The sequence below is a fragment of the Stackebrandtia nassauensis DSM 44728 genome, assembly GCF_000024545.1.
GTDB classification, from domain to species: domain Bacteria; phylum Actinomycetota; class Actinomycetes; order Mycobacteriales; family Micromonosporaceae; genus Stackebrandtia; species Stackebrandtia nassauensis.
The window spans coordinates 4,362,822-4,381,303 of the sequence record NC_013947.1 but is presented as its reverse complement, the minus strand read 5'-3'; the positions used below and the strand labels follow the sequence as shown (position 1 = coordinate 4,381,303).

The following is an 18,482-nucleotide window of genomic DNA, read 5'->3' as shown; positions in this document are numbered from 1 at the left end:
CGGCATGTCAGGCCGCCACGGGGTTCGCCGCCAGGTAGTCCATGGCCTTGCGCATGTCGGCGTCCAGGGCCGCGAGCTGTTCGTCGGACAGCGGGCCGCGCGGCGGACGGCACACGCCGCCGAACCGTCCCACCAGGTCCATGCCGCGTTTGATGGCCTGCACGAACTCCACCCGCGAGTCCCACCGGAACGCGGCCACCAGCGGTTCGTACAGCGCCCGGGCCTCGGCCAGCTTCCCGGCCCGTGCCAGTTCGAACAGCCGCGCCGACTCGGCGGGGAACACGTTCGGGAACCCGGCGAACCACCCGCTCGCACCCATCAACAGCGACTCCAGCGCCACGTCGTCGGCCCCGGCGACGACGGTCAGCTCGGGCGCGAGCTCGCGGATCTCCAGGACCCGCCGCACGTCGCCGGAGAACTCCTTGACCGCCACGACGTTGTCGAGCTGCGCGATCTCGGCGAGCACCGTCGGGGACATGTCCACTTTGGTGTCAATCGGGTTGTTGTAGACCATCACGGGCAACCCGACGGCGGCGACCTGCTCGAAGTGGTGGACCACCTCACGGTCGTTGGCCCGGAACATGGTGGGCGGCAGGCACAGCACGCCGTCGGCGCCGTCCTCGGCGGCCTTCTCGGCCCACTCGCGCGCCTGGTGCGCGCCGACGCCGTGCACGCCGACGACCACGACCCCGTCATCGCCGACCGCCTCGATGGCGGTCCGGGCGACGGCGCGCCGCTCCTCGGCGGTGAGCGAGGAGTACTCGCCCAGCGAACCGTTGGGGCCCACGCCCCGACAGCCGCTGTCGACCACCCAGCGGCAGTGCTCGGCGAACTTGTCCAGATCGGGGCGCAGCCCGGCGGGGGCCGAGGAGTCCTCGGCGTAGGGGAGGGCGGTGGCGACGATGACGCCGTCGAGCTTTTCGGAGGTCATGCTGTTCCTTCGCGTGAGTCGGTTTCGGGGGAATCGGCCAGCTCGGCTGGCTTGGCTTGTGGGCTATCGGCCTCGGCCAGCTCGGCCAGCCGGATCGGGACGGCTATCGGGCGGCGCGCGAACGCCGAGCCGGGCTCGGGCAGCCCCGCCAGTTCGGCGACGTTGCGGCCACAGATCCGGCCTTGGCAGCGGCCGAGCCCGGCGCGGCTGACCAGCTTCACCGCGCGCACACCGTCGGCTCGATGCTCGTCGACGGCGCTTCGCAGCTCGCGGCAGCTGACTTCCTCGCAGCGGCACACGAGCGTGTCGTCGCTCAGCCAGCTCTGCCAACCCGATCTGACCGGGTACGCCGCTGCCATGGCCGCCGCGAACCGCCGTCCCGTTCTGATGTGCCGCAACGCTTTCGACGGTCGCTTGACTCGCGCGCCGAGCGCGATGGCCGCGGCGGTTCCGGCCACGGTGCCCTCGTGCTCCGACAGCACCGCCCCGCCGATGCCGGTCAGCTCCCCGGCGGCGAACACGCCCGCGACCGACGTCGCCTGCGATATGTCCACAGTGACGAACCCGTCCGCGACCGCGCAGCCCACGGCGGTGGCCAGCTCCAGCTGCGGCGTGAACCCGAAACCGACGCACACGGCGTCGACTTCGACGTCGCGCTGGCTGCCGGGGACGACACGCCAGTTCACGTCCAGCTTCGCCACGGTCGCGGCCTCGACGCGATCATCCCCGTGGGCCGCGATCACGGCCTGCCGCGACCGGTACGGAATCCGTTGCCGCGCCAGCAAACCGAGGTACCCCGCCAGTTCGGCGGCCTTGCCGGGACTGGTGACAGCGCCCGACAACTGGCGCGACCAGTCGGCCAGTTTGCCCGGCTGCCGGGACGTCGTGTCTCGCTCGGCCAGCGCTCGTGCGGTGTGCCGTCCGCCCCGCCGTGGTTCGGTCGTCGCCGACTCCTCGCCGGGCCGCAGCCAGCCCGTCAGCACGGTGTTGGCCTCCAGCACCGCCTCGACCCGCGCGCCGACGTCCACCAGCGACGCGGCGACCGGCAGCAGGAACGGTCCCGTGCCCGACAACAACACCCGCTGTCCAATCGCGACACCCTGTCCCTTGGCCAACGCCTGCGCCGCACCCGCCGTGACCACACCCGGCAGATCCCAACCGGGGAACGGCAACGCGCGATCATGAGCACCCGTCGCCAGCACCAACGCGGCGGTGTTGACGCTGCGGCTCACCCGCCCGGGACCGTCCGCCGGGCCGGTGCTCACGTGCACACGGTGCCCGCCCGCGATCGGCTCGATCGCCCACACCACCGACTCGGCCCAGTACTCGACGCCGTCGGGCAGCGCGAACTTCTCGGTGCCGTCGGTGGCCGACTGCCGGTGGTACTGGCCGCCGAGCTTGGCCTCGGAATCGATGAGCAGCACCGGAACCCCCGCGCCCGCCGCCGCGTGGGCGGCGGCCATCCCGGCCGGTCCGGCTCCGATGACGACCACGCGCATCATGACGGCAGCTCCGCCCCGTGCTGGGTGCGCACGTCGTCGCCGTCGCCGACGAGTCGCTGGCAGGCTCGCACGTCGGGGACGCCGTTGACGACGACGAGACAGTCGTGGCAAACCCCGATGCCGCAGAAGATCCCGCGCGGTCGTCCCGCTTCGCGGGTGGTGCGCCACGAGACGCGGCCCAGCCGCAGCAGCACGGCCGCGACGGTCTGTCCGCTCGCGGCCTCGACCTCGACGCCGTCCACAGTCACCCGCATACGATCGCTCCCCTCGTGAGCTGAGCCTGGACCGGAGTCGGAACCTGGGCCCGAGCCCGAGCTTGAGGCTGGGCCCGAGCCGGAACCTGGGCCGGAGCCGGAGCCGGAGCCGGAGCCTGGGCCTGGGCCTGGGCCTGGGCCCGAGCTTGAAGCTGGGCCCGAGCCCAGGCTTGAGGTTGGGCCGGAGCGCGGCTGGCCGTCTCTCTCATGCCGTCGCTCCTTCCAGCAGCGCCGGGCGATCGACGCGAAACGGCTCCGGATCCAGCACGCTCTCGCGCCCCAGGAACTGATCCGCCAACAGCCGCCCCGTGGCCGCCGCCAACCCGATCCCCGCCCCCTCGTGCCCGGTCGCGTGCCACAGCCCGGGCAGCCTCGGGTCGGCCCCGATCACCGGCAGATGGTCCGGCGTATACGGCCGAAACCCGCCATACGCCCGCATCACGGGAACGTTGCCCAGCACCGGAAACAGCCCCACCGCCTTGCGTGCCAGCTCGCGCAGCACCTCAACACGAATCGTCTCGTCGAACCCTACCCGCTGCCGACTCGATCCGATGAGGACCGTCCCCGCCCGCGTGGACTCCACGACGGTGGACGTCTGCAGATCCGCGTCGCCGCTGACCGTCGCGCCGACATAATCGGCGTCATAGACCTTGTGCCGCACCACATCTGGCAGCGGCGCCGTCACCAGCACCATGCCGCGCCGAGGCAACACCGCGATCGGCGCCCCAGCGGCGCGCGCGAACTCGCCCGCCCACGGACCGCAGGCGTTGACGACCGCGCGGCAGCTGATCGCCCCGTCCGAAGTGTTCACCGAACTGACCGCCCCCGACGCGTCGGTCCCGACCCCCGTGACCGCGACACCTCCGCGCACCGCCCCGCCCCGGGCCCGCACCGCCGACAGCAGCGCGCTGGCCGCCAGTACCGGCTGAAGCTGCGCGTCCTCGGGGTAGTACACCGCCGCACGAATCCCGTCGGTCAAGTGCGGTTCCCGCTCGCGCACCTCGTCCACGCTGATCACCCGGGCGTCGACCCCGGCCGCGCGCTGGGTTTCCGCGAAGCCCGCCAACGCCGTCGCGTCGGTCTCCCCGAGCGCGACCACCAGGCCGCCCTTGGCATCCCACTCAGCCTCGGCGAGTTTCGCTCCGAGCTCTTCCCGCAGCGAGGCCAGCAGCAGTGGCCAGTACCGCCGCGACTCCTGGGCCAGTTCCAGCTCGGGGCCGGGTTCCTTGTCGGAGACCAGGACGTTGCCCTCCCCCGCCGCGGTGGTGCCGCCGGTGGGGGAGCCCCGGTCGAGGACGAGCACGCGCTGTCCGGCGGCGCTGAGGGCCTCGGCGCAGGCCGCGCCGATGACACCCGCGCCGACGATCACGACGTCCACGGACCCCATCCGCTCCACCTCCTTCGTTCATTTCAATGAACGCGGCAAGGCTAAGCGCTGAAGATCCCGGTGTCAACCCCCGGTATGCGGCCGCTTCACCCCGCCCGGCCCGGCACACGACACCGCCAGCGCGTGAGGCTGCGCGTTGGCCGGGTACTCGAGCATCAGGATCGAGGTCACCGGGCCGTCCACCGCCTCGTAGACGTGCGGGCCGTTGGCCGGAAAACAAACGTAATCCCCGGGCCCCAGCTCGTGGGGCGCTTCGGGCGGACCCACCCTGAGCTGGCCCGACGTCACCGCCACGTGCTCCTTGCCGGGGTGGCCCTCCGAGTGCTGGACCGCACCGGGCCGCACCCGCTGGTCGTACAACTCGATGACGGCGCCCGCGGTGTCCATGCGCCGCAACATCCGCAGGTCCACGGCGTTGCTGGACAGCACCTCCAGATCCCGCGACCGCACCAGCACCACGTCGGGGTCGGTGCGCTCGGTCAACAGCGACGACACCGGCACCCCCAGGGTGTTTGACAAACTGAACACCGTCTCGATGGTGGGGTTGCCGGTCCCGGACTCCAACTGCGACAGGGTGCCCTTGGCGATCCCCGACTCGCGCGCCACCGCCGACAGCGACAGCCCCGCCGCCTCGCGTATCGCGCGCAAGTTCGCGGCGAGTGCTCGCCCCGCCTGTTCCCGGACCACCGGACCTCCCTGAATCGACCCATTCGAATGCACCCGGAGAGTACCCGGCCGTGCCCCGCTCGCCGGTTCACGCCGCTTTCTGACTCAGCCAAACCTCATGCTGGGCGGTCGCCTTGTCCCACAGCCGGTCCACCTCGGCTGGCCCCAGCGTCTGGGGTCCCAGGCGAAAATGATCGAACAGGATGGATGCGAACTGCTCCCGATCCGGCACGAGCCGCTCGGTCTTGCCGTCCGGCAGATCAGGCCCGCTGCTGGCGAAGGTCCGCGACACCAGCCGCGACATCCGCGGCTCACCCGGCAGGTACACCGACAGCACCCTCACAAAGGACGACTCCGGGGAGGTCGACAGCTCCAGGCAACGTGCCTCGAAGTCCTCGATCCGTTGCGGGGACACCCGAATGTCGAAGGAACTCACCGAACCGTGCGGGTCCGGAAAACACCGCCAGGTCTCGGAGTCCAAGCGCTCCAACCGGTGCGTGAACGGACCCTGCCGCGCCGTGCCCTCCTCCAACGGCACCGGCTCGATGAAACCGTTGGCCAGGCCCCCGTCGGCGATCCAGCGCCGACCGTCGGCCTCCACCAGCAACACCAGGTGGTTGCCCCAGGCCGAGTCGCCGCGCTTCTCACGATGCACCCCGCCCTCCACAAGGGTCACTTCGAAGCCCGCGGCCCGCAGCGCCAGCGCGAAGGTCCAGTTCAGCTCGTAACAGAAGCCGCCCCGCCGCGACTCGACGATCTTCTCGAACAACGCCTGCGGATCCAGGCTGACCTTCCGGCCCAGCTGGATGTCCAGCGTCTCGTATGGAATCGTCGTCAGGTGCCCGCGATGAATCCGGCGCAGTGCCTCGGCGTCGGCACGACGAGGCTTGGGCACCTTGATCCGCCGCAGGTAAGCCTCCAGCTGAGGGGTATCGAACATGCGCGCAAATATACGTGCGCGGGCGAAGCTGTGATCTGTCACTTCGACTTCCGCGACTAGAATCCTTTTCCCACCCGACGGCCTCTTATGTGTGTGCCGACAAAACGGTCGGCTCCACCCAAGGAGGAAGTCATGGTCATCGGAATCATCGCCGCCGCCGCGGCGGTCCTCGTCTGCGCGTGCACCGTCACCATTCTGCGTCGCCGGAGCAAGAACCGTGGCTGACTCGAACTGGCCCGGCGAAAACCTGGTGACGGCCGCCCGCGACGGCGACGTCGCGTCCATCACCGCCCTGGTGTCGGGCTCGCACCCGCACGTGCGACGGTTCGCGCACTCCCTGTGCGCCACACCCGAAGACGCCGAGGACGCAGCCCAAGAAGCACTCATCGTCCTGTACCGCAAGATCGGCACCCTGCGCGCCAGCAAGGCACTCGCCTCGTGGATGTTCCGCATCGTCCGCAACGAGTGCCTACGCCGAGCCCGGCAACTGCTGCACCGCCGCGAACCGATCCCCGACGACGTCACCACCTCCGCCGAAGCCGAAGTGGTGCGCCGCCTGGAAGCCGAACGCGTCGCCGAAGCCGTCGCCGCGCTCCCCATCGACCAGCGCCGCGTCCTGATCATGCGCGACATCCAGGGCTACAGCGGCCGCATGGTCGCCACCACGCTCGGGCTCAGCACCGCGGCGATGAAGTCACGCCTGCACCGAGCCCGCACCACCGTCCGCGAGTCACTCCAATACCCGATGACGGGAGCCGACGATGACTGACAACTTCGCGAGCAAATCCGTCCCCCGCCACGTCCTCAAAGGCGTCGTCGGCTTCGGCACGATCATCGCGGCCTTCGCGCTGATCCCGGTTCTCGGCTGGTTCAGCCTCGCGCTGGCGCCACTCGGGCTGCTGGTGTTGCGCGGCTGCCCGATGTGCTGGACGATCGGTCTACTCCAAACGATCTCGGCGGGACGCCTACGCCGCGAGTGCACCGACGACGGCTGCCAACTGAAGGTCGCCGACCGCCCACCGGCCGAACACGAAGCCAACCGATGACCCCACTGCAACGCGACTGCCCGAAAATCGAGCTCCACGTGCACGTCGAGGGCACGGCACGTCCACCAACGTTGGGCCGCATAGCGACCCGCAACGGCCTGGACGTGCCGCCCCGGCGCCCGTTCACCGACCTGTACGAGTTCATCGCCTCCTACAGCGAGGTCGCGGCCCGGCTGCGCGAACCCCGCGACTACCGCGACCTGATCCTGGCCTACGCCGCCGAGGCGGCCACCGGAGGCGCGGTCTACATCGAAGCGATCGTGTGCGCCACCGACGAGCGCATGGGCGGAGCCGCCGGATGGGCCGACATCCTCGCGGTGAGCTGCGACGCCGCCGACGAAGCCAGCGAACGCTTCGACCTGGAGTTCAACCTGACCCCCGAGGTATACCGAGGCTGCGACCCCGAGTTCGCCACGGCGGCGACCAAAGCCGTCACCGCCATCGACCACCCTCGCATCGTCGGGTTCGGACTGTCCGGTTTCGAGGGACGCGAACCGGCCACCCCATACCTGAACGCGGCCCGCATCGCGGTCGACGCTGGCCTGGGCTTCGTCCCCCACGCGGGCGAAGCCGCTGGCCCGCCATCGATCCGCGAAGTACTCGCGCTGCGCCCACCCCGCATCCGCCACGGCGTCCGCGCGATCGAGGACCCGGAACTGGTCGCCGAACTGGCCGAAACCGGCACCGTCCTGGACGTCACGCTCACGTCCAACCTGCTGCTGGGCGTGACCACCGACCTCGCCTCACATCCCTTGCCGCTGTTGCGAAACGCGGGCGTCGCCTGCTCCATCTCCACCGACGACCCGGCCCTGTTCGACACCGACCTGCCCCGCGAATACGACCTCGCGGCCACCCTGGGCACCACCCCGCCCGAGGCGTTCGCCGCCGGTCTCAGCGGCGCATTGTGTTCGGCCGCCGTCAAAGCCCGGCTCGCGTCGATCAGCCGGGCAGCGTTTCGGCGGGGCTCAGAACCGTCCGAAAGGTAACGGACACCCGCCGCTCGCGCGGTACGCGACCCGACGGTCCCGGATCGGATTTGCGGGCGGCTATCGCGTGCCGCCAACGGTAACGGGCCGGGCCGGTCATGACACAAAGGCTGCGGGGTTCCAACCGGACCGGCACTGTGACACCGGTATCGGGTTCGGTGAAGTCCATGACGCATCCGGACTCCAGCGAGATCGCGGCCACCACCGGACCGAAGCACGGCACACAATCGACGTGAGCGCTGATGCCCTGCCCCGGCAGGTACTCGTTGACGATCACCTGATCGGCGGGCTGATCCATGACCTTCTCGTCGACCAGCCGGGCCACGACCTCGTCAAGCCAAGCCGGAATCGGTGGAGCCGCGTCGGTTTGGCCGACACTGCGACGGCCGTAGTCATAGCGATGTCCATAGTGCTGTACCCGCCGCCGAAGCTGGGTGGACCACTGGCCAGCGTCGATGTGTCGTCGCAGATCGTCCGCCGCTGCTTCATTGATCCAGTCGGGAAGATAGCGAAGTCCGGGCACCCCGGACGGCTGAGGCTCAAGCATCGCGCAACCGTAATCGCCGGGTACGTCACCGGTCCTGATTAACCCCACGTGAGCGGATCGAGATGGAGATAGAAGCGCAGACGGTCGTGGTCCAAGTCGATGCCGTACTTCTCAGCGAACGCCACGTCCGCTGTCCGTGCCTGCTCCTCGTCGGTCCAGTTCTCTCGCGCGTTGGTCAGCAACAGAGCCACGTCGATGTAGCGATCGGCCAGCCCGAGGCGGCCCAGATCGATAAACCCCGCCACGTCCAAAGTCTCCGGATCAAGAATGATGTTGGGAAGACACAAATCCCCGTGACAGACCACAGTGTCGGCGGCCTCCTGCTCCCGTCGCTGCGGAACCTGCGCAACGATGCGCTCCAACAACTCCGCGGCGGGAGTGCCCCGCTGCTCGACGGGAAGAAACTCCGGATTGACGGCATCACGAGCCACAACGTCACGCGCCAAAGCGACCATGGAATCCAAGCCCCAACGGAACGGGCACTGCGAAACCGGCAGCTCATGCAACTGACGAAGCGCGTCCGCGATGCTTCCCCAAGCCCGTCGCAGGTCCTCGCTGGACACTTGATCAGCGGGTACGCCGGACACGGCCGTGGTCACCAGACAAGCGCCCGCCTCCCCAGAACGCCAATCAAGCACCCGAGGACCAGGCACACCCTGATCGTTCAGCCAAGTGGTTCGGTCACGCTCGTCCTGCAACTCGGCGGCATCCGCAGCGGGCACGCACTTGGCAAACCGGGTGCCGTCCGCGCTCCGAAAGACGGCAGCTCCCGATTGGCCTGTGGTGATAGGCAACCAGGCACCCTCGTCCACCCCAAGCAGCACCGACGACGCGGTCCAAGCTTCAGGAGGATCGATCATGGCCGTCACCCTAACTCAGGGAAACAGCGCGCCGCCGGGTTCGAGTCGAGGTGGGTCGGCCAGAGTGATGCCGATGGCCTCACAGCAGGCCAGGGCCGCGGCGAGCTTCACGTCACCGACGTTGGTGTCGGCGAGGGTTTCCAGGACGCGGGTCACGGTGACGAGGAACCGATCGCGCGGAACCGATTGCGCCAGAACGTATCGCACGCCCTCGACGGCCTCGGCGAGCATGCGATCGTCGTCGGTGCCTCCGATCGCGGCGTTGGGGCCATACACGTCGCGTCGCCAGCCGTAGACGTCGTCGCCGACGGCTACTTCGTCGTGAGCGGCGGGTTTGGCTTCGACGGTGACCGACGCGTAGTGGGGATGGCCCGCGAGGTAGCGCTTGAGGTGGTGCGTCGCTGTTCGGCTCATGAACGGCTAAGCGGGGGTCGGCGCGGGTTTGCGGCGCATGGCCCAGGTTTTGGGGCCGTCGTCGGGTAGGTCGATCTCGGCGACGATGTCGAAGCCGAGCTTGCGGTAGAGGGTGACGTTGCTGGCCAGGGAGGTTTCGAGGAACGCTTCGGTGCCAGTGGCGTCGGCAGCGCGGAGGCCCGGTTCGATGACGGCTTTGCCGAGCCCTTGGCCTTGGCTTTCGGGGTGGACGCCGACGGTGCCCAGGAACCAGGTGGGGGTGGTGGGGCGGTGCGGGGCCAGGGCGGATTCGGTGCGGGCCGAGATGGCGGCCCGGTCACCGGCGATGTGGGCCAGCTGGGGGGCGAAGTCGGTGAAGACTTCGGCGATGGCGGTGGATTCGGGGGTGGTCCAGACGGCGACGGCGTGGGCGTTGTCGCTGACCCAGACGCGGCCGTGGGGGAGGCCGATGTGGGTGATGAACAGGCGCTGCATGTCGGCGAGGCGGGTGAGGTGGTCGTCGGCGGCGAGGGTGTGGCGGGTGAAGGGGTAGTCGGCGAACGCCGCGCTGAGGGTGGCGACGGCGGGTTCGATGTCGGCGGGGGTCGCTTCGCGGATCCGGGGAGTCATCGGCGGTCATGCTACCCACGGACGTCGGCGGGGGGCGGGGAAATCTGCTCGCAGCAGAATGGACGATGTGTCGGGCGCGGGGCCGCTTTTCGTAGCGGCCCCGGTCGCCGTCGGGTCACACGACTTCGACCCCGGATGCGATCGAGTGCCAGCGTTCTGTCCATTGTTGGCGGAGGTGGTCGAAGGCGGTGTCGGTCAGGTCGTAGGTGGTTACGGTGATGCTCATCGGGTTGTCGTCGGTTGAGTCGAGGGGGCGTTGGGCCGCGACGCCGATGAGGTTGCCGGTGCTGTCGACGCTCATGCGCTGGTAGCGGCTGTCGTGCCAGGGTTCGCCGTCCATGTGGTCTTTGATGGCCGTCAGTACCGCCGGGCCGTTGGTGGTGCCGGTGAGGTAGAGGGTGCGGCGGCGGCCGTCGCGGTGGCGTTGCAGGTAGAACCGCAGCTGTTCGAAGAAGGTGCGCCAGCCCTCTTCCATGCCGTCGTAGATGTCGTCCCACTTCGCGTCGTCCAGCGGGCCCGGCATGACGACGGTGATGGTGGTGGTGTCGCCCTTGGAGGTCAGGGTTATCTCCTGGTCGGCGGCCAGTCCCAGCCGGTGGCCGGGCAGCTTGTGGGCTCCGTCGACGAAGATCTCCTGGATCTCCGGTTCGATGCCCGGGAAGTCCCAGCCGAACCACTGCCGGATGAGTTCCGGCTCGGTCAGTGCTCGCCACACCTCTTCGGTGGAGGCCTCGATGGGGGTTTCCACTCGGAATGGCTTCATTTCGTTCATGTCGCTGTCTCCTTGTCGTGAACCTGTCGCTTCGGGTAGGCGCCGAGCCGGAGGCGGTACCGTCGCTGTGATTGGGGATCGTCGAATTCCTCGACGAGTTCGGCGACCCGATCGGCGAGCCGGGTCGCGAAACGCTCTATGTCGGAGGGTTGGCCGAAGCCGATCTCGGCTTCGACGGTGAACGTCACCAGTCGTTTGCCGGCGGTCTCGGCGGCCTCGCGCATCGCTGCTACGTCGTTGACCGTGGACGCGGCGGCGGCGAGGAGTGTGTCGACCGCGAAGCGGTCTTCGCCGACCGCGTCGAGTTTGCCGATCACCTCGGGTGCGACGACTACGGCCTTGGCGGTCGCCCGCACGAACCGCTCGATCCGTCCTCGGCGCTGGCGTTGTTCGACCAGCTCGACCAGGCCGCCTTTTTCCAGCTCGCGGAGGTGGTAGTTGACGCGTTGGCGGGTCTCGCCGAGCCGTTCGGCCAGGCCGGTGGCCGAGGCGGGTTCGGCGAGTTCTTCGAGGATGCGGCGTCGCAGTGGCGAGAAGGTGCCTCGCACTCGGCCGGTGTCGCCGACGACGTCCACTTCGCTGGTCATGCGGCGAACCTATCACTTGAAAAATCAATTTGTCAAATGGGGCTGTGAGGCCCGACTCTGGCATGAGGTGCGTAACCGCCGGTCCGCGTCCCGGGCGGCGAGGATGTCGGCCGCGGACAATGTGATGCCAGTGGCGCGAACGCGTCGGCGGGTTCTGGCGACGACCTCGTCGATTGGTGGCCGCTTCTGCTGCATGTACTATATATAGCAGCCTTATATGGCTTATATAAGGAGGTTGGCTCATGAGCGTGACGTCGTTGAACATAGATGAGGGTGCGCTGGCCGCCGTCTTGCGATTGTCGGGGGTGCGAACCAAGCGGGACGCCGTGAACCTGGCGTTGCGGGAGTATGCCGAGCGGCATGAGCGCATCGCAGCCTTGGAGCGGTACGCGGACATGGCTCAGGAGTGGGACCACGAGTCGTGGCGGGAACAGCACGAGATGGAGAAGCGCGGGGAATGATTCGGTACCTGGTGGATTCCTCGGCACTGTGGAGGATCTTGCGGGATGGGGGAGTACGGGCCGCCTGGCAGGAGGCGATCAGCAACGGCGCGGTGGGTTCGTGCCAGCCGCAGCGTTGTGAGTTCAAGCGGTCGGCTCGGGATCGGGACGAGTTCGACGCGATGAGCCGGATGTTCGAGGACTTGTATCCGGATGTCGCCGTTCACAAGTCGGCGTGGAAGTGGATGGATTCGGTTCAGTATCGGTTGTCGGCCAAGGGGAAGCACCGGGGATTGTCGGTTGTGGATCTCGTGGTGGCGGCGACGGCGGCATATCACGGGCTGATCGTTCTGCATGACGACAATGACTTCGCGACGGTCGTCACCGAGGCCCCGGACCTGAGTGAGCGCAACGTGAATCGGTTGCCGTAGTTGTGTCGCACCGGGGTCGTAGCGTCCGGTTCGTGAACGCATCGGTGACGCAGTCGTGGGCCCGCATCGAATCGTGGCTGGCCGTCCACGCTCCCAGGACCCTGGCGGACCTGGATCCTCCGGCGACCGCCGAGGAGATCGCCGCCGCCGAACGTGCGATCGGGTTGACGTTTCCGGCGGCGCTGGTGGAGTCGCTGCTGCGGCACGCCGGGACGGGTCGGGTGAACATGCTTCCATTGTGGGGGCTCAGTGATCCCGCCGAGATTGTTCGGGAGTGGCGGCTCCTGAACGGACTCTGGAATGACGACGCGGACGCGAAGGCACGTTTGGCTCAACTCGACCATGACGCCGAGGTGGACGATCTGATGTGGCATCCGCAGTGGATTCCGCTTGGAAGGGACTACGGCGGGGGTGGCCTGGTGATCGACCTGCGAGCCAATGGCCGCACCGGCCGGATCGGGGAGCGTGACCGGGACGAGGGAACGCTTTTCGACGACGAGGAGTTGTGGCGGACGTCGTTGCCCGCGCTGTTGTCGGAACTCGCGCGCTGCCTGGAGACTGGCGAGCAGTTCACTGGCTATGCCCCGAAGGCCGAGCAGGGAGAACTTCTCTGGGATCCGTAAGTTGAGCAGCCCCATGCGGAAGGCCAGAGCGACGGCGTGGGCGCGGTCGGTGGCGCCCAGTTTGCGGTAGAGGCGACGGGCGTGGGTCTTGATCGTGTCCTCTGTGACGAACAGTTCGCGGCCGATGTCGGCGTTGGAGCGGCCGTCGGCGATGCCCAGGAGGACCTGGGATTCGCGTTCGGAGAGGCCACGGCGGAGGGTGACGGGGATGGTGGCCGGTTTTGGGGGTTCCAGGTCGATTCCCAAGGCGGCCACGGCTTTGAGGAGCATGCGGCCGTCGATGGACAGTGGTTCGAGGCGGCGGCTGGCTCGGGCTTCGCGGACGATGTGGACCGCTGAGCGGGCGATTACTTCCCAGGCGACTACTGGGTTTCGGAGGTCGAAGGCGGTGCTGGGCATGGCGGACTCCTTTACAGCGACCGGTGGACGGCGTTGCGGTAGACGCGGACGGCTTCGGCGCAGAAGCGGTCTTTCCAGTCGGGCGTGTTGGTGACCCAGAGGCCGCCGAAGGCGGGGATCGGGTGGATGGAGACGTTGGAGATGGTGCAGACGATGGTTTCGGTTTCGCGGGGCTCGCCCGCGTATACGCGGATCGTGTCGGGTGTGAAAGAGGATGTGATGACGTAGGTCCGGATTGGATCGGTGAAGCGGGCGTATTCCACTTCGACGGTGGTTTGGTTGGAAGTCATGTGTTGCCCCCCTGTCTGGCTTTGATGACATCGACGCTAAGTGGCGAATGGAGGGTTGGGAAGTAGGCGCGAGTTACGCATAATGTTCGGGACTTATTGGGGCGGACAAAAAGACGGCCAAAAAGTGTCCAGGTGTCAGTGCTTGTCTTAGATGGAATGGCATGCGAGGCTGTGACAATGAGCGACCACTCACCGACGGTTGCTCACGGGGCATTCCTTAAGATGTTGCGTGAGCTGCGCCTTGCCGCCCGATACGACTACTCCGACGCTGCCGCTGAGCTTGGAGTGAATGCGAAGACGATCAAGAGATGGGAGGAGGGGGCCAACATCCCAAGCCGTAGTTCCATAAAGGTCCTTGGCGAGTTTTATGGTGCTTCACCGGCTCAGATCGAGATGATGTGCTCGCTCGCGCGCGATGCAAAGCGTTCTGGCCTAGTGGAGAAATTCAAGGGTGGCGCACCGCCGGAGTTCCAGTCGTTCGCCGAACACGAAGCCAGCGCGATCAGCATTCTTACGTATCAACCGGAGTTTATTCCTGGGCTTGCTCAAACCCCAGACTATCTGCGGGAGATTCACAAGCGGTATCTCGACTTCCTTATTCCCAACCCACGTGCCATTCATGCTTTCCGGCAAAACCGTCAGCGACGAGTATTCTCCCGTCGTCACCTTCCTGAAATCAAGATGGTCATCGGCGTTGCCGCGATGATTTACCTCGACGCGCTTCCCGCGACCGTCAGGAACGGCCAAATAGATCGCTTGCTAGAGCTAAGTGCCAAGCCAACGATCGACATCAAAGTAGTGACCGTTCCGCATACTGCGATGGGCGGTGGGTTCACGATCATGACCCCTGACGAAAAGTCACATGGCGCCAGCGCGTTCGCATACTTGGAGTCCCAAGACGCGGGGAGGTATGTTGAGGACAGGGACACTCTGTCCGTATACGACAAGATTTTCAGCTCGGTCTTCAACCTGGCCGTATTGCTTGAGGAGTACCTAGATGGCCGGTAAGTGGCGCAAGTCCAGCCGTAGCAACCCGAACGGCGGGGACTGCGTTGAGGTGCGCTTGGCCGGACCCGTCGAGGTCCGCGACAGCAAAGCCCCCCAGCTCGGCACCCTCGCGATGTCCCGCACCGAGTTCACGTCCCTGCTAGAGCAGCTGTCGGGACGATAACCCCCGTAACACCGTTGCCCGCCGAACCCTCTCGGGTCGACGGGCAACGTCTGTCAACTCAGTCTTCGCTCACCGCATCACGCCGGTGAATAGAACGACTTCAGCTTCGGAATCCCGCCGCTGAACACGAGCTCCCCGCCGTACATACGGCGCGTGTTCGAGTCCTTCTTACCGTTCCCATTGGCATCCCGGTACGCGTGCAGGAAGAACTCGCGCTTGTCACCGTGCTTGGTGAGCGTCATGCCGCCCGGTCCGCACATGCCGTCGCGCGACTTGATCAGCGTCCCGCCCTTCGACGTCGTCTTGCTCGGGAAACCACTGGGGAACTTCCAGCCGGTCCGGGGCGAGCCGTTGCGCAGCCACACCGTCTTGTACGAACAGTTGGCCCAGTTGTCGTACGAGGCGATCAGGTAGTAGTGGCCACCGCGGACGATCATCTCCGGATTCTCGATCTGGCCCTTGGCACGTGAGATCAGGACCTTGCTGGAACTGGTCGGCTTGGTCCAGTTGTCGTTGAGCTCCAGGCTCCACAACTTCGTGCCCGGGTTGGGCTTCTGGCTCTTGAACATCAGGACGTTCTTGCCGCCCTTGGTGGTGAACGTCGACGGGTCGATGAAGCCCACGCCGCCCGTCACCGGCTGCGAGGAACCGGGGTGGTCGGCACCCGGCGGGCACACCAGCGGCTTGGAGTCCACCGGGGTGTAGCGGGCGTCGGCGCCCTTTGTGGACACCGCGACGCCGATGCACCGCTGGTTGGCGTCGGCCAGCCCGGACACCTTGGCCGCGTAGTACATGACGTAGGTGTCGCCCTTGACGTGCTGGATCGCCGGTGCCCAGACACCGCCGTCCTTCTTGGCCCACTTGGGAAGGCGTTCGAGGCCGCCGTGCTTGTGCTTCCACGGCCCGCGGGCGGTGGGTGCCGTGGCCATCGGGGCCAGGCCGCCGGTGGAGACACCAACGTACTCCTCGCCGGTCCAGGTGACGGCCGGGTCGGCGAACTGCGCGTTGTACACCGGCTTCGGGTCGGCGGCTTTTTCGGAGCCGTCCTGACTGAGACTGTCGGCAAGGGACGGTGTGGCCACGGCGGCGGCCGCCAGGCCGACCACCCCGAGCACCGCCAGCATCGCAAGCCGCAATCGCTTCTTCTTCATGGAATACCTATCGGTTCCGTGTGCCTGAATAAGGGAGATCGGTGAAGGTAACAGTCGCTTTCAGGGCCCGTCCATAAAAACCATCCAATGCATTGGAAATCGTTGTATAACGCCTGGAAACCGCTGGTAGACAGCGAATTCCCGTTGTATGGCCGTTCGGTTGATGCGCGACATTCGCTCAGCCTGTCAAATCGACGGATCCTAACCATTCGAAGAAGGGGAAATAATGTCCCGCATGTTCAGTCGGCGGAATGTGCTGATCCTCGGCGCCGGTGCTGCCGCCGCCGGTGCCCTTGGCGTGACCGGTTATGCACAGGCGGACGTCGCCGCGACGGCGTCCGAGTGGATCCGGCTGCCGATCATCACCGCGAACATCGGCCGCAAACGCCTGTCCAAGCGCGAGGCCGCGATCCGCGCCGTGCGTTCCGGCGACCGAGGCCACCGGCCACTGGTGGGCTGGCAGGAGATCGGTGAGGGTGACTCCGGTGAGAAGGCGATGATCGCCAAGCACTTCGACGAGCACTACAAGAACCCGTTCCTGCGGGATGGGAGAGCGTACCGTGTGCCGTTCTCCATCCCGAACCACTGGACCGTTGTCTCCACGAAACGGAACTTCGTCCACCGCGGCATCGAAGGATGGAGCCCGGAGCGCTGGATCAACGAGGTGGTGCTGCGGCACGTCAAGTACACCGGCATCGAGTTCGCGCTGATCAACTCCCACTACATCGCCAACGCCTACAATGGAGACCGGAAACCGTCGCTGCAGGATGAATGGCGGAAGCACCGCAAGCTCCACGGCAATCGCGTCCTGGCGCACCACGCGGCTGGACGCCCGGTCATCTGGACCGGTGACGTCAACCGCCCCGACTACACCACGGCCTCGGGCAGGAGCGCCGAGAAGAAGGCGTTCTCCAAGGGCATCGACCGAATCAACTGGCTGCCCGCCGGTGACAAGATACAAATCCAGCTCCAGGGCACCCGCACGGTCGACATGGATGTCGACTCCCACAACGCCCGGGTGGCGATCTTCCGGATCCGGCTGGCCTGACCGAACGCTACTGATCTAGACGAGCGGTGGGTTTGCGCCACTCGTCGATTCCGGCGAGCATCGCGGTCTTGATCGGTTGCGGTGCCATGGAGTGTTCGACGCTGTGCTCGGCAAGCTGCGCGAGTACATCGTCGGACAGGCCGAGTATGTCGCGGCAGATCGCGTACTGGCCCGCGAGTCCGGTGCCGAACAGCAGCGGGTCGTCGCTGGCGATCGTCACCAGGACACCGGCTGCCAGCAGCGATGCGACCGGGATCTCGGCGAGTTCGTGCACCCCGAACGGCGGGTACGACGTCGGACAGACCTCCAGGGCGATGCCGCGTTCGGCCAGCAGCGCCATGGTGCCCGCGTCGGTGGCGGCGGCGGTACCGTGGCCGATCCTGGTGGCGCCCAACAGTTCCACACAGTCGCGGACGTGTTCGGCCCCCAGGTAGAAGCCCGCGTGTGGGGTGCGGGCGAGCCCGGCTTCGGCGGCGATCTCGAACGCGGGCACGAAGTCGGCGGGGCTGCCGCGCCGCTCGTCATTGGACAGTCCGAACCCGACGACGCCCGCGTCGGCGTACTCGACCGCGAGTTCGGCCAGCTGCAAGGCGTGTTCGCCGGAGCGGGCCCAGCTTGAGGCCACGATGACGCCGACGGGGATGGACGCGTTGGCGGCACCCGACAGCGCGGCCTCCAGGGTGGCGCGCAGTCCACCCAGGATCGGCGCGTACGCGGTCGGGTCGAGCTGGATCTCCAGCCAGCCGCAGCCGTCGGCGGCATCGTCGGCGGCTGCCTCGACGATCACCCGGGCCAGGTCGTCGGTCGTGCGGATCGCGTCCCGGGCGGCGTCGTAGCGGACCTGGAACTGCGCCCAGGTTCGCCGCGCGTTGCCCAGCGGGGGCGGGGCCGGTGGCAGTCGGTGGCGCTGGCTCAGTTCCCACAGCGTGGTCTCCCGCATGGCACCGGCCACGTGGAGGTGAAGGTGGGCCTTGGGCAGGCCGTGGAGTTCGCGGGTCACGGCGCCAAGACTATGGGCCCGGGGCCGTTGTCGGACCCGGCCCGTATGGTCCGGTCGTGAACATCAAAGCCCTCGCCGAGTCCTACATCCGCAGCCTCGAATCCCGCGACTGGCAGGACGTGACCGACCTGCTTTCCCCGGACGTCGTCTACGAGATGCCCCAGTCGCGGGAGCGCATCACCGGCCGCGACAAGTACCTCCAGTTCAACAAGGAGTACCCCGGCGACTGGCACCTCGCGATCAACCGCGTCGTGGCCGACGACCGCCACGCCGTGATCTGGGTGAACGCTCGCGTCGGCGACGAACCCCAGGTCGCGAACGTCTGGCTCGACATCAACGACGACGGCCAGATCATCCGCGTCACCGACTTCTGGCCCGAAACCTATGAACCACCGGCGAACCGGAAGCATCTCGTCGAACGCTACTGA

Annotated in this window: 25 protein-coding genes and 1 pseudogene; 10 read left to right on the top strand and 16 right to left on the bottom strand. The window is 67.3% G+C overall.

Features of this window, described 5'->3' with window-relative positions:
* Positions 1 to 7 precede the first annotated feature (7 nt).
* The 6 genes from SNAS_RS20270 to SNAS_RS20245 all read right to left on the bottom strand — a co-directional run bounded on the left by SNAS_RS20270 (position 8) and on the right by SNAS_RS20245 (position 5,680).
* Positions 8 to 931 carry a dihydrodipicolinate synthase family protein gene (locus tag SNAS_RS20270; RefSeq protein ID WP_013019332.1) on the bottom strand — a complete coding sequence of 308 codons (924 nt, stop codon included), beginning with the start codon at positions 929 to 931 and terminating at the stop codon, positions 8 to 10.
* The gene (locus SNAS_RS20265; RefSeq protein ID WP_013019331.1) at positions 928 to 2,433 is read right to left on the bottom strand and encodes an FAD/NAD(P)-dependent oxidoreductase; all 1,506 of its coding nucleotides are present in this window, start codon (positions 2,431 to 2,433) and stop codon (positions 928 to 930) included. Before SNAS_RS20265 ends, SNAS_RS20270 begins: the two co-directional genes overlap by 4 nt.
* Complete coding sequence (locus SNAS_RS20260; protein WP_013019330.1) at positions 2,430 to 2,687, bottom strand: (2Fe-2S)-binding protein; 258 nt, start codon at positions 2,685 to 2,687, stop codon at positions 2,430 to 2,432. The genes SNAS_RS20265 and SNAS_RS20260 overlap by 4 nt, the downstream gene beginning before the upstream one ends.
* A 205-nt stretch (positions 2,688 to 2,892) precedes the next feature.
* Positions 2,893 to 4,074, bottom strand: a complete 1,182-nt coding sequence (locus SNAS_RS20255) for an NAD(P)/FAD-dependent oxidoreductase (protein ID WP_013019329.1) — start codon at positions 4,072 to 4,074, stop codon at positions 2,893 to 2,895.
* A 63-nt stretch (positions 4,075 to 4,137) separates the two neighbouring features.
* The gene (locus SNAS_RS20250; RefSeq protein WP_013019328.1) at positions 4,138 to 4,761 is read right to left on the bottom strand and encodes a helix-turn-helix domain-containing protein; all 624 of its coding nucleotides are present in this window, start codon (positions 4,759 to 4,761) and stop codon (positions 4,138 to 4,140) included.
* Positions 4,762 to 4,828: 67 nt separating this feature from the next.
* The gene (locus tag SNAS_RS20245; RefSeq protein ID WP_013019327.1) at positions 4,829 to 5,680 is read right to left on the bottom strand and encodes an arylamine N-acetyltransferase family protein; all 852 of its coding nucleotides are present in this window, start codon (positions 5,678 to 5,680) and stop codon (positions 4,829 to 4,831) included.
* A 217-nt stretch (positions 5,681 to 5,897) separates the two neighbouring features.
* On the opposite strand from SNAS_RS20245, the gene SNAS_RS20240 reads away from it, so the two are divergent.
* From SNAS_RS20240 to SNAS_RS20230, 3 genes are read left to right on the top strand one after another with little or no spacing between them, the layout of a single operon-like run.
* The gene (locus SNAS_RS20240; protein ID WP_013019325.1) at positions 5,898 to 6,449 is read left to right on the top strand and encodes an RNA polymerase sigma factor; all 552 of its coding nucleotides are present in this window, start codon (positions 5,898 to 5,900) and stop codon (positions 6,447 to 6,449) included.
* A complete protein-coding gene (locus SNAS_RS20235; RefSeq protein ID WP_013019324.1) occupies positions 6,442 to 6,726 on the top strand; it encodes a hypothetical protein in 285 nt (94 codons plus the stop codon). The genes SNAS_RS20240 and SNAS_RS20235 overlap by 8 nt, the downstream gene beginning before the upstream one ends.
* Entirely contained in the window at positions 6,723 to 7,712 is a 990-nt protein-coding gene (locus SNAS_RS20230; RefSeq protein ID WP_013019323.1) for an adenosine deaminase family protein, read from the top strand. Before SNAS_RS20235 ends, SNAS_RS20230 begins: the two co-directional genes overlap by 4 nt.
* Here the strand turns inward: SNAS_RS20230 and SNAS_RS34245 are convergent.
* The 6 genes from SNAS_RS34245 to SNAS_RS20200 form a co-directional block, all read right to left on the bottom strand.
* A complete protein-coding gene (locus SNAS_RS34245) occupies positions 7,666 to 8,259 on the bottom strand; it encodes an alpha-ketoglutarate-dependent dioxygenase AlkB (protein WP_013019322.1) in 594 nt (197 codons plus the stop codon). The two genes, SNAS_RS20230 and SNAS_RS34245, sit on opposite strands and share 47 nt — an antisense overlap.
* A gap of 38 nt (positions 8,260 to 8,297) precedes the next feature.
* A complete protein-coding gene (locus tag SNAS_RS20220) occupies positions 8,298 to 9,119 on the bottom strand; it encodes an APH(3'') family aminoglycoside O-phosphotransferase (protein WP_013019321.1) in 822 nt (273 codons plus the stop codon).
* Positions 9,120 to 9,134: 15 nt separating this feature from the next.
* The gene (locus SNAS_RS20215; protein WP_013019320.1) at positions 9,135 to 9,533 is read right to left on the bottom strand and encodes a hypothetical protein; all 399 of its coding nucleotides are present in this window, start codon (positions 9,531 to 9,533) and stop codon (positions 9,135 to 9,137) included.
* A gap of 6 nt (positions 9,534 to 9,539) precedes the next feature.
* Positions 9,540 to 10,142, bottom strand: coding sequence for a GNAT family N-acetyltransferase (locus SNAS_RS20210; protein WP_013019319.1), 603 nt, complete (start codon positions 10,140 to 10,142; stop codon positions 9,540 to 9,542).
* 115 nt (positions 10,143 to 10,257) lie between these two features.
* Positions 10,258 to 10,914, bottom strand: coding sequence for an SRPBCC family protein (locus SNAS_RS20205; RefSeq protein ID WP_013019318.1), 657 nt, complete (start codon positions 10,912 to 10,914; stop codon positions 10,258 to 10,260).
* A complete protein-coding gene (locus tag SNAS_RS20200; protein ID WP_013019317.1) occupies positions 10,911 to 11,501 on the bottom strand; it encodes a winged helix-turn-helix domain-containing protein in 591 nt (196 codons plus the stop codon). The genes SNAS_RS20205 and SNAS_RS20200 overlap by 4 nt, the downstream gene beginning before the upstream one ends.
* Before the next feature lie 242 nt (positions 11,502 to 11,743).
* Here SNAS_RS20200 and SNAS_RS20195 point away from each other — a divergent pair, with 242 nt between their 5' ends.
* The 3 genes from SNAS_RS20195 to SNAS_RS20185 are packed head-to-tail and all read left to right on the top strand — an operon-like array spanning position 11,744 to position 12,995.
* Entirely contained in the window at positions 11,744 to 11,962 is a 219-nt protein-coding gene (locus tag SNAS_RS20195; RefSeq protein ID WP_013019316.1) for a type II toxin-antitoxin system VapB family antitoxin, read from the top strand.
* Positions 11,959 to 12,372, top strand: a complete 414-nt coding sequence (locus tag SNAS_RS20190) for a PIN domain-containing protein (RefSeq protein WP_013019315.1) — start codon at positions 11,959 to 11,961, stop codon at positions 12,370 to 12,372. Before SNAS_RS20195 ends, SNAS_RS20190 begins: the two co-directional genes overlap by 4 nt.
* A 32-nt stretch (positions 12,373 to 12,404) precedes the next feature.
* The gene (locus SNAS_RS20185; RefSeq protein ID WP_169313907.1) at positions 12,405 to 12,995 is read left to right on the top strand and encodes an SMI1/KNR4 family protein; all 591 of its coding nucleotides are present in this window, start codon (positions 12,405 to 12,407) and stop codon (positions 12,993 to 12,995) included.
* 3 nt (positions 12,996 to 12,998) lie between these two features.
* Here SNAS_RS20185 and SNAS_RS36810 read toward each other — a convergent pair.
* Both SNAS_RS36810 and SNAS_RS20175 read right to left on the bottom strand, forming a co-directional pair.
* A pseudogene (locus SNAS_RS36810) lies at positions 12,999 to 13,184 on the bottom strand (response regulator transcription factor); the annotation flags it as partial.
* 221 nt (positions 13,185 to 13,405) lie between these two features.
* Complete coding sequence (locus SNAS_RS20175) at positions 13,406 to 13,684, bottom strand: hypothetical protein (protein WP_013019313.1); 279 nt, start codon at positions 13,682 to 13,684, stop codon at positions 13,406 to 13,408.
* Between the two features lie 177 nt (positions 13,685 to 13,861).
* Here SNAS_RS20175 and SNAS_RS20170 point away from each other — a divergent pair, with 177 nt between their 5' ends.
* Positions 13,862 to 14,692, top strand: a complete 831-nt coding sequence (locus SNAS_RS20170; RefSeq protein WP_013019312.1) for a helix-turn-helix domain-containing protein — start codon at positions 13,862 to 13,864, stop codon at positions 14,690 to 14,692.
* Positions 14,682 to 14,855, top strand: coding sequence for a DUF397 domain-containing protein (locus SNAS_RS34235; protein WP_013019311.1), 174 nt, complete (start codon positions 14,682 to 14,684; stop codon positions 14,853 to 14,855). Before SNAS_RS20170 ends, SNAS_RS34235 begins: the two co-directional genes overlap by 11 nt.
* Positions 14,856 to 14,932: 77 nt before the next feature.
* Here the strand turns inward: SNAS_RS34235 and SNAS_RS33030 are convergent, their stop codons facing one another.
* Positions 14,933 to 16,006, bottom strand: coding sequence for a family 43 glycosylhydrolase (locus SNAS_RS33030; protein ID WP_013019310.1), 1,074 nt, complete (start codon positions 16,004 to 16,006; stop codon positions 14,933 to 14,935).
* Between the two features lie 235 nt (positions 16,007 to 16,241).
* On the opposite strand from SNAS_RS33030, the gene SNAS_RS20160 reads away from it, so the two are divergent.
* Positions 16,242 to 17,054, top strand: a complete 813-nt coding sequence (locus SNAS_RS20160) for a hypothetical protein (protein ID WP_211207207.1) — start codon at positions 16,242 to 16,244, stop codon at positions 17,052 to 17,054.
* 7 nt (positions 17,055 to 17,061) lie between these two features.
* Here the strand turns inward: SNAS_RS20160 and add are convergent, their stop codons facing one another.
* A complete protein-coding gene (gene add, locus SNAS_RS20155; protein ID WP_013019308.1) occupies positions 17,062 to 18,054 on the bottom strand; it encodes an adenosine deaminase in 993 nt (330 codons plus the stop codon).
* Between the two features lie 56 nt (positions 18,055 to 18,110).
* Here add and SNAS_RS20150 point away from each other — a divergent pair, with 56 nt between their 5' ends.
* Positions 18,111 to 18,482 carry a nuclear transport factor 2 family protein gene (locus SNAS_RS20150; protein WP_013019307.1) on the top strand — a complete coding sequence of 124 codons (372 nt, stop codon included), beginning with the start codon at positions 18,111 to 18,113 and terminating at the stop codon, positions 18,480 to 18,482.

What these genes read in the sequence shown, in the direction of transcription:
- SNAS_RS20270 (WP_013019332.1), bottom strand. Translation starts at nt 931, where the DNA reads ATGACCTCCGAAAAGCTCGACGGCGTCATCGTCGCCACCGCCCTCCCC.
- SNAS_RS20265 (WP_013019331.1), bottom strand. Translation starts at nt 2,433, where the DNA reads ATGATGCGCGTGGTCGTCATCGGAGCCGGACCGGCCGGGATGGCCGCC.
- SNAS_RS20260 (WP_013019330.1), bottom strand. Translation starts at nt 2,687, where the DNA reads ATGCGGGTGACTGTGGACGGCGTCGAGGTCGAGGCCGCGAGCGGACAG.
- SNAS_RS20255 (WP_013019329.1), bottom strand. Translation starts at nt 4,074, where the DNA reads ATGGGGTCCGTGGACGTCGTGATCGTCGGCGCGGGTGTCATCGGCGCG.
- SNAS_RS20245 (WP_013019327.1), bottom strand. Translation starts at nt 5,680, where the DNA reads ATGTTCGATACCCCTCAGCTGGAGGCTTACCTGCGGCGGATCAAGGTG.
- SNAS_RS20235 (WP_013019324.1), top strand. Translation starts at nt 6,442, where the DNA reads ATGACTGACAACTTCGCGAGCAAATCCGTCCCCCGCCACGTCCTCAAA.
- SNAS_RS20230 (WP_013019323.1), top strand. Translation starts at nt 6,723, where the DNA reads ATGACCCCACTGCAACGCGACTGCCCGAAAATCGAGCTCCACGTGCAC.
- SNAS_RS34245 (WP_013019322.1), bottom strand. Translation starts at nt 8,259, where the DNA reads ATGCTTGAGCCTCAGCCGTCCGGGGTGCCCGGACTTCGCTATCTTCCC.
- SNAS_RS20220 (WP_013019321.1), bottom strand. Translation starts at nt 9,119, where the DNA reads ATGATCGATCCTCCTGAAGCTTGGACCGCGTCGTCGGTGCTGCTTGGG.
- SNAS_RS20215 (WP_013019320.1), bottom strand. Translation starts at nt 9,533, where the DNA reads ATGAGCCGAACAGCGACGCACCACCTCAAGCGCTACCTCGCGGGCCAT.
- SNAS_RS20210 (WP_013019319.1), bottom strand. Translation starts at nt 10,142, where the DNA reads ATGACTCCCCGGATCCGCGAAGCGACCCCCGCCGACATCGAACCCGCC.
- SNAS_RS20205 (WP_013019318.1), bottom strand. Translation starts at nt 10,914, where the DNA reads ATGAACGAAATGAAGCCATTCCGAGTGGAAACCCCCATCGAGGCCTCC.
- SNAS_RS20200 (WP_013019317.1), bottom strand. Translation starts at nt 11,501, where the DNA reads ATGACCAGCGAAGTGGACGTCGTCGGCGACACCGGCCGAGTGCGAGGC.
- SNAS_RS20195 (WP_013019316.1), top strand. Translation starts at nt 11,744, where the DNA reads ATGAGCGTGACGTCGTTGAACATAGATGAGGGTGCGCTGGCCGCCGTC.
- SNAS_RS20190 (WP_013019315.1), top strand. Translation starts at nt 11,959, where the DNA reads ATGATTCGGTACCTGGTGGATTCCTCGGCACTGTGGAGGATCTTGCGG.
- SNAS_RS20175 (WP_013019313.1), bottom strand. Translation starts at nt 13,684, where the DNA reads ATGACTTCCAACCAAACCACCGTCGAAGTGGAATACGCCCGCTTCACC.
- SNAS_RS20170 (WP_013019312.1), top strand. Translation starts at nt 13,862, where the DNA reads ATGAGCGACCACTCACCGACGGTTGCTCACGGGGCATTCCTTAAGATG.
- SNAS_RS34235 (WP_013019311.1), top strand. Translation starts at nt 14,682, where the DNA reads ATGGCCGGTAAGTGGCGCAAGTCCAGCCGTAGCAACCCGAACGGCGGG.
- SNAS_RS33030 (WP_013019310.1), bottom strand. Translation starts at nt 16,006, where the DNA reads ATGAAGAAGAAGCGATTGCGGCTTGCGATGCTGGCGGTGCTCGGGGTG.
- SNAS_RS20160 (WP_211207207.1), top strand. Translation starts at nt 16,242, where the DNA reads ATGTTCAGTCGGCGGAATGTGCTGATCCTCGGCGCCGGTGCTGCCGCC.